An 11486-nucleotide genomic window follows, 5' to 3' on the forward strand; every position below is an offset into this window, starting at 1 on the left:
TCAGCAACGACAACCAGCCGCGCGGGGACACGGCGCGCATCCTGCCGATCCTGGGCAGGGTCCACAGCGACGGCCGGATCCAGGAACGGGGCCCCGGCATGCCCCGTTGCCCAATGCGTCGCCCGGTGCATCCAAACGATCCGCGGGAGGCCTAGATGGTCTACCGGTCTCGGAGCGGGCTCGGTGACAAGGCGAGCTGTGTCGGTGTGTTCAACGACCTGCGGCCCTACGCGGAGCAATTGCTCGAATGGCGTTCTGGCGTCGTGATGCCGAGCCTCGACTGGATGGCGATCAGCATCGCCTGGGACGGTCTGGAGACCTCAGCCTACCATTTCACGCGCCGGCGGAACTTCTACTTCGAGCTGGAGCGGGAATGGTCCGAGCGGCGCGGCGCCAACAACCCGCTTGGCGACCGGCAGGAGGCGATCGCAGCGTTCAAATCGGCCGCCCCATTCGTGCAGCAGTTGCGCGGCCTCATGGAGCGCTGCCCGCCGTTCGGGCGCGACTACCTGGCCCTCATGATCGCGTTGGAGAGCCTCGAGACGACCGCGCTGCACTTCACACGCGTGCACAGCTTCTACGGCGCCACGGGCGACGGCGCCGGGCCCACCCGCCCTGCGTTCTGACACGATGGGGCAGATGTTCCAGAACCTGCATCGCTCCATGACGCCGGCGCAACACTCAAGATCCGATGCGATGGCTGCGAACACCTCGCGACGCTGACGTTCCGCGAAGCCGTTGACGCCTGCGGCTCCGACGCCACGCCAATGGACATCCGTCGGCGCGCCAGATGCCGCCAGTGTGGCGCGGAGGGCCGTGCCACTGTCTGGATCTGAACCCGTATCGACGCTGAAGGCGCCGCCCAAGAAGGCGCTCCAGGCCTTCCAGGTCGGACAGGTCGGGCGCGACACCGTGGCGGACTACCTGAGGAAGGGATGGTCGCTGGCCATCTGCTGCAAGGCCTGCGAGCGCCTCGTCGAATGGACGCCGCCGGAGTTGGCGCGTCGGTTCGGCGATGGGTCTCAGGTGCGCGTTTCGGCGCTCGTGGAAAGGCTCGCCTGCGCGGGCGACGAGGGGTGCGGCGCGCGTGAGATCGCCGTCTTTCCGCACCTGTTTGACGGTAAGTGGCCGCGGGACGCCTAACGCCCGCGGCTCGGCTTGACCGCCGGGAGGAGCCGAGGACCTGCGGAGCGCGCGACCCATGTCACCGGCATGCCCATGACCTGGGCCGGTTTGCCGGAGCGCTCGGGCTGAATGAGCGGATCGCTCGGCCGACCGCGAGACCGCACCAGGTCGTCGAACTCCTGGCGCGTGAGCCGAATGCCGGTCGCCTCAACGCCGGCGCGATCGTTCAGCTCCAGTTGAATGTCGGTCAGGGTCAGCATCGGCGGGCTACTCGGCGCCGCCACAGTCTGACTCGGCGATGGCGGGCGTCTCGCCTACGGCCAAAGCCGTTCGGTAGCAGGCGGCCTCGTCCGACTTCCGTGACCAGGCGAACGCTAGCACCGCGCACATAACGCCGAGGACTGCGCAGCCCCCGGCGAGCAGGCGGACCGTCCACCGCGTCGATCGAGAAGTGTGCTGTACCGGTCCCATCGGTCAGGTCGGAAGAACCTCGTCCTCCTTGGTGGCGTGTCCCACGATCTGCAGCGTTCCGTCGGGGAGCGGTTGCTGCAGGCGCCGAACCTCGGACCACGGCGCATCGCTGAGCCAGAGATCCCAGTCGGCTGGATCGGTGAGGACGACCGGCATCGCCTTGTCGTGGTGTCGCGCGACCTCCGCATTTGCACCGGTGGTGAGGAAGCCGAAGACCTCGCAGTCCTCCCACCCCGTCTTGATCTTCCGCACGCAACTGTGGGCGGTCCAGACGCCGGCGAAGAACGCCAGCGGGCGCGAGGCGTCGAGGGCATACCAGACCTGCTTGTAGGTCCCGCCCACCTGGTCGGGCTCACTGAACGACGTGATCGGCACCAGGCACCGATGCTTGGGTTCGAGCCAAGCCTGCCAGTGTCGGCTCGCCGTATTGCGGATGTTCGTCACGCCCTTGTCGGGCTCCATCCTCAGGAGCTCGTTGAAATCGAAGTCCGTGCCCTTTGCGCGCAGCTTGTCAGCCCGCTTCTTGGCCGCTTCGAATTGGACGTTGTGCGGCGTCGGCATGCCCCAGCGCATGTCCCGCATTTCACGCCAACCTGCCTCGTCGCGCACGACGACTGGGGCTGCATAGTCGGGATAGACACCCGACATTGGCGGCTGATTATTGTTGCGGTCCATAGCCCGCGCAATCGCGGCGACTTCGGCTCGAGCGCGCATCATGGCGTAGAGGTTGCACATCCGCGAAGCCTAGCAGGTGGTGCAGATCGAGCCACGCTGGCGCACGCGATGACCGTTGGAAGGGTGGCCGGGCATGAGTTCTCGTCTGAGCGGAGCCGAGAGGCGTGACCTCGAGCAGCTGGCCAAGGCGCTAATCGAGACCTGCGTGCGAAATTCTGAACTCGAGAACCTCCATGCCGGGACCTTCCCGTCATCGCTGGCTGGCGACTTCAGCGACGTGAAGGTGGTCACGCCATATGGGGAGATTCCTTGGGCTCGCCTCTCGCGCATCTCCGACGCGGAGATGAAGGTGCTGATGGTCGACGTCGTCGACAGGGTCTTCACCTACCTCCGCTACCCCGAGGAATTCGGCCGGATAGGCGGCGCCGCTCGATGGGATCGTCCCAAGCTCCATCCGGATTTGATGCGGGCGATCCGCCGACGGCGAGCCCGGGCGCGACGTGGCGACTGAGCCGACGCTTGCCGACCCTTAGACGGCTTGGACATTGCCGAGCAGGTCGAGCAGGGCTCTGTTCATGTAGTAGCTCTCCCGGCCGAGCTTGTGCTTCCGCATCAGCCCAATACGGGTGAGTTCGTCGAGATACCGCGTCGCGGTGATGCGGCTGACCCCGAGGTCGCGCTCCACGAAGGCGATCTTGCTGTAGGGGTGGCTGAACATGTTGTTCAGCAAGTCCTGGCTGTAGATCCGGGGCAGTTCGCGCCGCATCCGCACCTTGTGATCGAGCATGAGATCCCGGATGCGGTGGACGAGCCGAGTGGTTTGCCCGGCCGTCTGCTCGACGCCGTCGAGCATGTAGATCAACCACTCTTCCCAGACGCCGTCCGTCCGAACCGCCTGGAGGAGCCGATAGTAGTCGGCCTTGTTCTGGTTGATGTAGCGAGAGAGGTAGAGGACGGGCGTGCCGAGGAGCCCCTCCTTCACCAGATAGAGGATGTTGAGGATGCGGCCGGTCCGGCCGTTCCCATCGTAGAAGGGATGGATCGTCTCGAACTGGTGATGGATCACCGCCATCTTCACCAGGGGATCGAGATCGACATCGACCCCGCCGTTCAGAAACGCCTCCAGGTTCGCCATCAGCGATGCGATTTCCTCGTAGCTTTGGGGCGGCGTGAAGACGACTTCGCCCGTCTTGTCGTTCTTGAGGGCGGTTCCGGGGAGGCGGCGAAAGCCCGCCTGGTTCTGCTCCAGGGTCGCCTGCATCGCGAGGATGTCGTTGATTGTGATCAGTCCCGTTTCGCGGATCTTCTGGAAGCCCTCCCGCAAGGCGCGGGCGTAGGCGTAGACCTCCTTGGCGGCGACGCTCGCAAATCGGTTTGCAACGTCATCGCTTCGGTAGAGATCGTCGTGGGTGGTGACGATGTTCTCGATCGCGGAGCTGTCCTTCGCCTCCTGCAGCGAAAGCGTGTTGATCAGGATCGCTTCATTGGGGACCAGGCCCGCGGCGCCCTTCAACTCGGCCAAGGCGCGGTGCGCGCTCGCGAGTTTCTTCAGAACACGCTTCGTCTCCAAGTCGACCGAAAGCGGCAACACCGGTGGGACGTGGCTAGCGACCAAACCCATATCAAGCTCACATGTATAGGAATTGGCCATTTTCTATACACGATTTCCCGACGTGTATAGACCTAGCGCACGGTCCGCACATGCCGAGCGGATGCGTAAAGAAAATCGCGCCTTCCTATGCACGTCGCCGGCATGCGTCGGAAGTCTCCCCAAAACCTATGCACATGGACCGGGCGCACCGGGAGACGTTCACCGGCTGTGGTCACCGTGAACCGCGGTGCAAATGATCGAACTCCCGTGGAGAGCCATCAAATCTTGTGACCCCAGTGTGACCCCAGAGATGAAACAAGGCCGACCCGGCTAAGGGGAGTACTATTAAGTGACTGATTTTCTAGGAGAAAATGGCGCGCCCGGAACGATTCGAACGTCCGACCCTCAGATTCGTAGTTTTTATTAGCGCCCTCGACGGGGTCCGCCGGACCCACGCTAAAACACGCTAAACCCATTGTTGTTGCTCATTTTTTTCGGATGTGGTAGGGTTTCTGAGCGGCCCGACCTTGAAACTAGGTTGGGGCAAACCCCAACCTAAACCCCAACCTAAATTCTGTCATGAGCGATCTGAAAGCCACCCTCAGCGACAAGGTCATCAGCCGCCTGCCGCTCAGCGACAAGGGTCAGTACGAGGTCCGGGACACGGAGTTGCGCGGCTTCTTCGTGCGGGTCGGAACGAAGACGAAGGCGTTCGCCGTCCTCGGCGAGCACTGGAAGGATGGCAAACGTCACGCCAAGAAGGTCACGCTCGGCACGACCGAGGACCTTACGACCCGCGACGCGCGGGCAAAGGCCAAGGATGTCCTGGCGAAGATCGCCAAGGGTGAGTACGCAGAGGAAGCGAAGAAGGCCCCCGAAGCCCCTCCGACGGCCGATGTCACGCTGGGACAGGCCTGGGCGCGCTATCGAGTCTCGCACCTCGAACGGAAGAACCGCAGCGCCGGGACGATCGCGGGCTACGCCGATCATGTCGAGCGGATGCTGAAGGACTGGCTCGATAAGCCGCTGAGGGAACTGGGCGAGAACCCGGGCCTGGTCTCGCAACGCCATGACGAGTTGACGAAGAGCGCGGGGCCCTACGCGGCCAACGGCTGCATGCGGACGCTGCGAGCCATCTACAACCACGCCCGGCGGGGCGTCCGGGGACTGCCGCCGGAGAACCCGGTCATGGCGGTGGACTGGAATGAGGAGAAGCGCCGCGACGTCGCCATGGGCGCCGTCGACATCAGCGGCTGGATGACCGAGGCGGGCCGCCTGCGGAATCCCATCCGTCGCGAATTCCACCTGTTCACCGTCCTCTGCGGCAGCCGCCCGACTGCGCTGAAGATGGCGAAGGTCGAGCACCTGAACTTCAAGGACCGCGTTTTGCACATCCCCTCGCCCAAGGGCGGGGCGAAGAAGGCGTTCGATATCCCGCTGTCACGGCCGATGATCCGCTGCCTGCTCCGGGCGATGCGGGCCGGCAGCATGCTGCATCCGGACGCGGCGAAGACCTGGGTCTTCGCGGCCGACAGTGAGGAGGGCCATATCGTCGAACAGAAGGAGAGCCGCGGCACGCTCTCCAAGTGGGGCAACGACCTGCGCCACACCTACCGCACGCTCGGCCAGGCCGCAGGCCTCTCTCCCGTCGACATGCACCTGCTGATGAACCACAGCGTCAAGGGCGTGAATGAGGGCTACATCACCCGCTCCAAGCTGCTGAACGATCACCTGCGGGCTTCGCAGCAGACCCTTTCGGACTTCATCATCAAGTCCGGGACCGCGCCCCCCAAAGACGGCTCGAAGCGGGAACGGGTCTGGCCGCTGCTGGCCGCGCGCCGCATTGGCGATGATCAGCTCGATCCCACACCGCCGGACCCGCGCGAAGGCAAGCCGCTGGGGCCGCGAAAGGCAAGGGCGGCCGAAGCGGTCGAGCCGGCCAAAGCCGCGTAGACAGGGCCACACGTCGGCGTGTTCGCACGTGGACACCCCGCCAATTTCTAACCGAACCTACGATATCCTTCGACGGGCACGCTGAGCCCCTGGCCCTGCGCACCCAGCCTGTTCACATGCCCGCATGTGCGGAGGTGAACATGCGGACCATAGCCATCGTGAGCCAGAAGGGCGGGGCAGGTAAGACGACCCTCGCTGTGAACCTCGCCACGGAAGCGGCGAGATCCAGCGTCGCCCTTATCGTCGATACCGACCCGCAGGCGACCGCCAGCCGCTGGGGACAATGGCGTGGCGGCGGCGACCCGGAAGTCGTCGACTGCGGCGCGCCAACCCTTCTTGCTGGCAAGCTGGCCAAGGCGGCCGACCTGGGCGCCGAAGTCGCTGTGATCGACACGCCGCCACACGCTGACGCGATGGCGCGCCAGGCTGCGCAGTTGGCGGACCTGCTCCTCATTCCTTGCCGCCCCAGGGCCTTTGACCTGGCGGCGATCGAGGCGACGGCGGAGTTGGTTCGGTCCAGCCGGAAGCCCGCATTCGTGGTCTTCAACGCCGGCCCGCCTCGCGCGCCTCATATCTACCGGGATGCCGCCAATCTGATCGGCGGCGAGTTCGGTCTTGAGATCGCACCCGTCATCCTGCCCGAGCGCGCCGCCTTCCATCACAGCGTCGCCGCAGGCCGGACTGCGCCCGAGCACGAGCTCCAGGGCAAGGCAGCCGGCGAGATACGGGAGCTTTGGGCGTGGATATGCGGGCAGCTTGGCATGTCCACGCGCGCCCTAGCGGTGCCGGCATGAGCCGGTTCGACGCGATCAGGACGGAGCGGGCGAAGCCTGAACCGGTTTCCGATCCCGTTGTCGCTGTGGCGCCTCAGGGCCGACCGCTGGCCCGGGTCGGCAAGAAGGCGGTCGGGGGCTACTTCAGCCCCCAGCTGAGCCAGGCCCTCAACATCCTGGCCCTTGAGCAGAACACCACGCTTCAGGCTCTGCTGGGAGAAGCCGTCGACGACCTGATGCGCAAGTACGGGAAGCATCCGTTTGGCGAGCGCTGACACGTCCACACGTCGTCGTGCCGACAGGTGGTCAGGCGTGGTGCGCCACGGTCTCCTCTTCGTAGCGGCGCGCGGCGCGGACGCGCCCGCCATCGGGGTCGGTCGTGGAGGTCTGGGCGCCCTGATCGGCCCAGGCCTCCAGATCGCTCAGGGCATAGACGACCCGCCCGCCGATCTTCCGGTAGCGGGGGCCCGTGCCGTAGGTGCGGTGCTTTTCCAACGTGCGGCCAGACAAGCCGAGGTGACGGCCTGCTTCGGGAGTCCGCAGGTAGCGATTGGGAGCTCGGGATGTTTCCATGACGGCGATACCTCTACGCAGGGAGCTCGCCCGGAGACGGACCGCTCCATCATCGACTCAGCGTAGGCGGGCGGGAGTCCGGCGGGAAAGGCGTAAGCCTACCCATCTCAGTGGGCGACAGCGTGACGGAGACGGAACCCGCAGGTTCCGATTTCGCCAAATTCTATGACCTGTAGGTTCCGATTTTAGGGCAGCGGCGTCAGCGCTCCATGCACCATAATTCGCGCGTAAAATAGAATATTGCACGATTTATGGTGCAGAATCTTGAGCATTAGGCTTGCGTATAAACATTCCGCGCCATAAATCGTGCGTTATCGGAGATAGCTCCCTGTTTTTGGTGCGATCATGAAAACCTCTAAAGCCCAATCCGCCTTGCCACTCTCCGTCCGCCGGGGACTTACGAAGCTTGGCGGCGACATATCGACGGCTCGCAAGCGGCGGAACATGACGATCGCCCTCCTGGCCGAGCGGGCTTTCGTTGGCCGCAACACCATCACCCGCGTGGAGCGTGGCGACCCCGGCGTCGCCGTGGGGATCTATGCCACGGTGCTGTTCGTCCTTGGGTTGGCAGACCGCCTCGGCGCGCTCGCTGACCCCACCACCGATCACGTTGGCCAAACGCTCGCGGAGGAGCAATTGCCTAAGCGCGTCCGGACGAAGGCGGAGGCTCGCTGACATGGACCGCGAGATCGAAGTCCATATCGACTGGGATGGCGCGACCCGGCCAGTCGGCCGGCTATGGGCCAGGGCCAAGGGCGCCCGCCAGACTTGCTCCTTCGCCTACGACCAGACTTGGCTAGGGCTGGCGGGTGCGTTCCCGCTTGAGCCCAACCTCCCTTTGGTGCGAGGCGACGCCCACTGGGACGGCGGCCTCTTCAATGCCTTCAGCGATCCCGCGCCAGACCGCTGGGGCCGCAATCTGATGGGCCGCCGTGAACGCCATGAAGCCAAGGCGGAAGGCCGGGCGCCCCGCACCCTGCTGGAAGCGGACTTCCTTATGCTGGTCGAGGACCAGACCCGCCTCGGCGCCCTGCGCTTCCGCGATGTCGGCGCCGAAGGCTTCGCGGCAGCTGACGCCCACCCTGTCCCGCCCCTCGTCGCCTTGCCCCGACTGCTGGGGGCCGCGCGGCGGATCGTCGATGACCGTGAAACCGACGAAGACCTGCGCCTGCTGCTGGCGCCGGGCAGTTCGCTCGGTGGCGCGCGCCCGAAGGCGTCGGTGAAGGACGCCCAGGGCGAACTCTTGATGGCCAAATTCCCGAGCCAGCACGACGACTGGCCGATACCGACCTGGGAATCCGTGGCGATGACCCTGGCCCAGCAGGCCGGCGTCTCTGTGCCCGCATTCCAATTGCGCCAGGTGGCTAGGCGGCCGGTGTTCATGATGTCGCGCTTCGACCGCATGGCCGATGGCGGCCGCCGGCCATTCCGCTCGGCGCTCACCGCGCTAGGCGCCGCGGACGGCGAGGTCCGAAGCTATCTGGAACTGGTCGACGTCCTGCGCCAGGACGGCGCCGACGCTCCCGGCGACGCCGCCCAGCTCTGGCGACGGATCGTGTTCAACATCCTGATCTCGAACACCGACGACCACCTGCGCAACCACGGCTTCCTGCGCGAGCCCGGCGGGTGGCGCTTGTCCCCGGCCTACGACCTCAACCCCATGCCTACCGATGTGAAGCCGCGCATCCACGCCTTGGCGCTCAACGAGACCGACCAAGACGCCTCGCTCGAAACGGCGCTGGGGACGGCCGCCTACTTCAGGCTCAGCAAGCCGGAAGCTTCGGCCATCGCTCGGGAAGTCGGGGTCGTCGTCGCCACATGGCGCGAGGTGGCCGCCCAGCATGGGCTGACCGCCAACCAGATCGACCGCATGGCCAGTGCGTTCGAGCATGACGACCTCGCTCGCGCCATTGCCTGAAGCCGGCGTTCACCGCCCTCGCTCCTTGCCTGGCTCAGGGCCGCCGCGGCCGAGCCGCGCGTTCACGGCCCTCAACTCGCGGGCCAGGGCCAATCTCTGGGTGTCAGGCTGCGGCATGCTCCGCACAAAGGCCTCAACCTTCACCGCTAAGGCACGATCCTTCGGATCATTCGACCGTCCGAGCAATTGAGCTTGGCTGAGGTAGAGGCTGCGAACCGCCTGCTGCCGAGCCAAGATCCGCTGATCCCAGGGTGTCCGCTCGATCCGCCCCTGGAAGGCCGCCCCCGCGGCCTCCCGGTAGGCTGAGCGATGAACCTGCGCCATGGGTCCGCCTCCCGCCTCGTGACGGTCTCGGATCTTCCGCAACGGGGTCCGCTCGGCCTTCCGCGTCACCCCCCGTGCCCGCCGCGGTGTCGCCTCAGCCTCCACGCCGCGATCCCGTAGCGCCTGGGCGAAGGTCTGGCGCCAAACCTCCAGGTCGGCCTTCTTCGGGTTCAAGCGCTCGCCCGTGTGGCCACGTGAACATATCGCCAGGTGGACGTGTGGACGCGGCGTGTCGGTGTGGAGTGTGAACACGTAGTCATGCCGGCCTGCGAACATGTCGGCGGCGAACGACCGGGCGGCGTCCCGCACCACGATCTCTTTCGTGCCGGCCGGCATCGACAGGATGACCGAATGGCTCAGCGGCGAGTCCCGGCGACGGGGCCTGTCGGCCATGGCTGCGGCGGCCCAGGAGTCCGCCAGATCAGCCACGTCGCGGCGATCGACCAGCAAGGCGCCGTCTGGGCCCTCCAGCTCCAGTTGGCCGTTCCGCGAGATATAGTCGAGGTGCGAACGCAGGTGGACGCCGTCGCGCGTGCGGCCGGTGACCTTGACCATCACCTCGGGCGCCCGAGAGGCGACCCGCTCCAGGCGCGCCCGCACACCGCTGCCGGCGGTCGGCGCAAGTCTCAAGACGGAGCGCGGGCGAACGATACGCTGCCGGACGGGCGGTCTCCAGACATCCTCGAAGCCCAACACCATGTGGAAGTCGGTCATAGCTCGACCGCCCAGTAGGCGAGATTGCCCTCGAACGCCTCGCGCAGTGTGGACATGTGCGCACGTAGTTCTGTCTGCAGGTCGGCGAGGTAGGCGACCTCCAGGTCGAGCACCTTGCCCTCCATGACCGCCGTATTCAGGGCGCGGGCGATCTGGTTCACGTTCACACCGATCCGCCGCACCTCGCCCTGGACGGCGAGCAAGGCCGACGCGTCGCCACGCGGGAAGGTCGGCCGCCCGTGAAGCCGGCGCCGAATGAGCGCCGCAGCCCATCCGTTGGGGGTCAGGCCCATGGCGGCGGCCTCGCGCACCAAGCCGTCGCCATCCTCTTCAGCCAGTCGGACGGTCAGCTTCAAGGGCCGCGAGGGAAGGCGGCCAGACACGGACGGCCCCTCGCCGGCGGCCTGGTCCATCAGGCGGCGCAGTGTCGGCGCCCGGCCTCCCTGGGCGCCCGCAGCGGCATCGAACCGGGCGAGAAGGTCGTCGGCGACCCGAATGCTGAGATTGGCCACTGGGCCGCTCCACGTAGTGATCCGCCGCCGCGAAGGCTATCCTGCCCTAGACAGCAACGAGCCAAGACTGGCCCCTCCCCTCGGCGTCGGCGACGCGTAAGTCTACGCCCCGCCGCCGCTCGCCCGCCGGCTCTGCGAGCCGCCCCAGCCGGGCCAAGGGCGACGGAGCACTGAGTCTGCTCGGGGCCCAGAAGCCGACATTTGTATTCGTCCGAAGCAGACACATGGCAACTTAAAGCCACAGACCGCCCCACGGCTTAACGTGGGCCCACCACTCGACCGGGGTGAGAATTCGTATTGGCAACAGATGCAGGCGCTCTCGCTTGCGAACGATCGTTCGGCGGTCGCAGGTGCAGAAGACATCACAACCGAGGCCAATGGCGTTGCCGATTAGCTCTCGATCCGCAAGGTCGGGGAGCGCAGACACAAACGGAGCATCGAGGAGCCGCCGGCCCAGACTCGCTGCGAAGGCGCTGTCGTCGCTGGGCAGCTCCACAAGTTGGACTGTGTACTCCAACAACTCGGCTTTGACATCGGCGTCGGGGGTGCCCTGGATTTCATCCAGGGTCTTGCGCGACGCGATCAGATCCCAGTCGGCCCGAGCGCCGACTTGAAATACGTGCATGAGCGCCTCGACGTCATGCGCGCACGTTCGATCGAGTCCTGCCGGCATCGCCGCCTGCTCGAAGATCGGCTCCCTATGCTTAACGAGAAGGTTCACGACATTTGTGTCTAGGAAGACCCGGCCGGGAATCTTCTCAAAGGGATAGCGGGCGCAGTCCTCACTGTGCTGCGCCTGGCTCCGGTAGAGCACCCATTTACGTCGAGAAGAATCCCAATGCTCCAGGCCCATTGGC

General features: G+C 65.8%; 15 protein-coding genes and 1 tRNA gene. 8 read left to right on the forward strand and 8 right to left on the reverse strand.

All coding sequences use genetic code 11. The annotated features are described in order from the left end of the window. Positions 1-155: 155 nt before the first annotated feature. Both ABS78_RS02465 and ABS78_RS02470 read left to right on the forward strand, forming a co-directional pair. Positions 156-626, forward strand: a complete 471-nt coding sequence (locus ABS78_RS02465; RefSeq protein ID WP_293374556.1) for a hypothetical protein — start codon at positions 156-158, stop codon at positions 624-626. A gap of 190 nt (positions 627-816) precedes the next feature. After that, positions 817-1143 carry a hypothetical protein gene (locus tag ABS78_RS02470; RefSeq protein WP_293374558.1) on the forward strand — a complete coding sequence of 109 codons (327 nt, stop codon included), beginning with the start codon at positions 817-819 and terminating at the stop codon, positions 1141-1143. On the opposite strand, the gene ABS78_RS02475 is transcribed toward ABS78_RS02470, so the two are convergent. Both ABS78_RS02475 and ABS78_RS02480 read right to left on the reverse strand, forming a co-directional pair. Beyond that, on the reverse strand, positions 1140-1385 hold the full coding sequence (locus ABS78_RS02475) for a hypothetical protein (RefSeq protein WP_293374560.1): 246 nt from the start codon (positions 1383-1385) through the stop codon (positions 1140-1142). The genes ABS78_RS02470 and ABS78_RS02475 overlap by 4 nt on opposite strands. A gap of 214 nt (positions 1386-1599) precedes the next feature. Beyond that, positions 1600-2331: an SOS response-associated peptidase gene (locus tag ABS78_RS02480; RefSeq protein ID WP_293374562.1), complete on the reverse strand. Its 732-nt coding sequence runs from the start codon at positions 2329-2331 to the stop codon at positions 1600-1602. A 73-nt stretch (positions 2332-2404) separates the two neighbouring features. Between ABS78_RS02480 and ABS78_RS02485 the strand changes: the two genes are divergently transcribed. After that, a complete protein-coding gene (locus ABS78_RS02485; RefSeq protein WP_293374564.1) occupies positions 2405-2782 on the forward strand; it encodes a hypothetical protein in 378 nt (125 codons plus the stop codon). An 18-nt stretch (positions 2783-2800) separates the two neighbouring features. Here the strand turns inward: ABS78_RS02485 and ABS78_RS02490 are convergent, their stop codons facing one another. Both ABS78_RS02490 and ABS78_RS02495 read right to left on the reverse strand, forming a co-directional pair. After that, on the reverse strand, positions 2801-3892 hold the full coding sequence (locus ABS78_RS02490) for a Fic family protein (protein WP_293374566.1): 1092 nt from the start codon (positions 3890-3892) through the stop codon (positions 2801-2803). A gap of 342 nt (positions 3893-4234) precedes the next feature. After that, a tRNA-OTHER gene (locus ABS78_RS02495) sits at positions 4235-4319 on the reverse strand. A gap of 122 nt (positions 4320-4441) precedes the next feature. Here ABS78_RS02495 and ABS78_RS02500 point away from each other — a divergent pair. The 3 genes from ABS78_RS02500 to ABS78_RS02510 all read left to right on the forward strand — a co-directional run bounded on the left by ABS78_RS02500 (position 4442) and on the right by ABS78_RS02510 (position 6863). Further along, entirely contained in the window at positions 4442-5815 is a 1374-nt protein-coding gene (locus ABS78_RS02500) for an integrase arm-type DNA-binding domain-containing protein (protein ID WP_293374568.1), read from the forward strand. A gap of 140 nt (positions 5816-5955) precedes the next feature. Continuing rightward, positions 5956-6609: an AAA family ATPase gene (locus tag ABS78_RS02505; RefSeq protein ID WP_293374570.1), complete on the forward strand. Its 654-nt coding sequence runs from the start codon at positions 5956-5958 to the stop codon at positions 6607-6609. Beyond that, positions 6606-6863: a ribbon-helix-helix domain-containing protein gene (locus tag ABS78_RS02510; protein WP_293374571.1), complete on the forward strand. Its 258-nt coding sequence runs from the start codon at positions 6606-6608 to the stop codon at positions 6861-6863. The genes ABS78_RS02505 and ABS78_RS02510 overlap by 4 nt, the downstream gene beginning before the upstream one ends. 31 nt (positions 6864-6894) lie before the next feature. On the opposite strand, the gene ABS78_RS02515 is transcribed toward ABS78_RS02510, so the two are convergent. Further along, the gene (locus ABS78_RS02515; RefSeq protein ID WP_293374572.1) at positions 6895-7161 is read right to left on the reverse strand and encodes a helix-turn-helix domain-containing protein; all 267 of its coding nucleotides are present in this window, start codon (positions 7159-7161) and stop codon (positions 6895-6897) included. Positions 7162-7605: 444 nt separating this feature from the next. Between ABS78_RS02515 and ABS78_RS02520 the strand changes: the two genes are divergently transcribed. Together ABS78_RS02520 and ABS78_RS02525 are read left to right on the forward strand one after the other, a co-directional pair. Continuing rightward, positions 7606-7836 (forward strand): hypothetical protein, encoded by a 231-nt coding sequence (locus ABS78_RS02520; RefSeq protein ID WP_293374573.1) that lies wholly within the window; start codon positions 7606-7608, stop codon positions 7834-7836. A 1-nt stretch (position 7837) separates the two neighbouring features. Beyond that, the gene (locus ABS78_RS02525) at positions 7838-9079 is read left to right on the forward strand and encodes a type II toxin-antitoxin system HipA family toxin (RefSeq protein WP_293374574.1); all 1242 of its coding nucleotides are present in this window, start codon (positions 7838-7840) and stop codon (positions 9077-9079) included. Between the two features lie 9 nt (positions 9080-9088). On the opposite strand, the gene ABS78_RS02530 is transcribed toward ABS78_RS02525, so the two are convergent. The 3 genes from ABS78_RS02530 to ABS78_RS02540 all read right to left on the reverse strand — a co-directional run bounded on the left by ABS78_RS02530 (position 9089) and on the right by ABS78_RS02540 (position 11482). Further along, on the reverse strand, positions 9089-10117 hold the full coding sequence (locus ABS78_RS02530) for a relaxase/mobilization nuclease domain-containing protein (RefSeq protein WP_293374575.1): 1029 nt from the start codon (positions 10115-10117) through the stop codon (positions 9089-9091). Continuing rightward, on the reverse strand, positions 10114-10629 hold the full coding sequence (mobC, locus tag ABS78_RS02535; protein ID WP_293374576.1) for a plasmid mobilization relaxosome protein MobC: 516 nt from the start codon (positions 10627-10629) through the stop codon (positions 10114-10116). The genes ABS78_RS02530 and mobC overlap by 4 nt, the downstream gene beginning before the upstream one ends. A gap of 232 nt (positions 10630-10861) precedes the next feature. Further along, entirely contained in the window at positions 10862-11482 is a 621-nt protein-coding gene (locus tag ABS78_RS02540) for a hypothetical protein (protein WP_293374577.1), read from the reverse strand. Between the last annotated feature and the right edge of the window lie 4 nt (positions 11483-11486).

The sequence above is a fragment of the Phenylobacterium sp. SCN 70-31 genome, assembly GCF_001724605.1.
In the GTDB taxonomy this organism is placed as follows: domain Bacteria; phylum Pseudomonadota; class Alphaproteobacteria; order Caulobacterales; family Caulobacteraceae; genus Phenylobacterium.

Excerpts from the sequence above, each read along its gene's own strand:
- ABS78_RS02520 (WP_293374573.1), top strand. The coding sequence starts at position 7,606 with ATGACGATCGCCCTCCTGGCCGAGCGGGCTTTCGTTGGCCGCAACACC.
- ABS78_RS02485 (WP_293374564.1), top strand. The coding sequence starts at position 2,405 with ATGAGTTCTCGTCTGAGCGGAGCCGAGAGGCGTGACCTCGAGCAGCTG.
- ABS78_RS02500 (WP_293374568.1), top strand. The coding sequence starts at position 4,442 with ATGAGCGATCTGAAAGCCACCCTCAGCGACAAGGTCATCAGCCGCCTG.
- ABS78_RS02480 (WP_293374562.1), bottom strand. The coding sequence starts at position 2,331 with ATGTGCAACCTCTACGCCATGATGCGCGCTCGAGCCGAAGTCGCCGCG.
- ABS78_RS02515 (WP_293374572.1), bottom strand. The coding sequence starts at position 7,161 with ATGGAAACATCCCGAGCTCCCAATCGCTACCTGCGGACTCCCGAAGCA.
- ABS78_RS02465 (WP_293374556.1), top strand. The coding sequence starts at position 156 with ATGGTCTACCGGTCTCGGAGCGGGCTCGGTGACAAGGCGAGCTGTGTC.
- ABS78_RS02490 (WP_293374566.1), bottom strand. The coding sequence starts at position 3,892 with ATGGGTTTGGTCGCTAGCCACGTCCCACCGGTGTTGCCGCTTTCGGTC.
- ABS78_RS02540 (WP_293374577.1), bottom strand. The coding sequence starts at position 11,482 with ATGGGCCTGGAGCATTGGGATTCTTCTCGACGTAAATGGGTGCTCTAC.
- ABS78_RS02475 (WP_293374560.1), bottom strand. The coding sequence starts at position 1,385 with ATGCTGACCCTGACCGACATTCAACTGGAGCTGAACGATCGCGCCGGC.
- ABS78_RS02530 (WP_293374575.1), bottom strand. The coding sequence starts at position 10,117 with ATGACCGACTTCCACATGGTGTTGGGCTTCGAGGATGTCTGGAGACCG.
- ABS78_RS02505 (WP_293374570.1), top strand. The coding sequence starts at position 5,956 with ATGCGGACCATAGCCATCGTGAGCCAGAAGGGCGGGGCAGGTAAGACG.
- ABS78_RS02510 (WP_293374571.1), top strand. The coding sequence starts at position 6,606 with ATGAGCCGGTTCGACGCGATCAGGACGGAGCGGGCGAAGCCTGAACCG.
- ABS78_RS02525 (WP_293374574.1), top strand. The coding sequence starts at position 7,838 with ATGGACCGCGAGATCGAAGTCCATATCGACTGGGATGGCGCGACCCGG.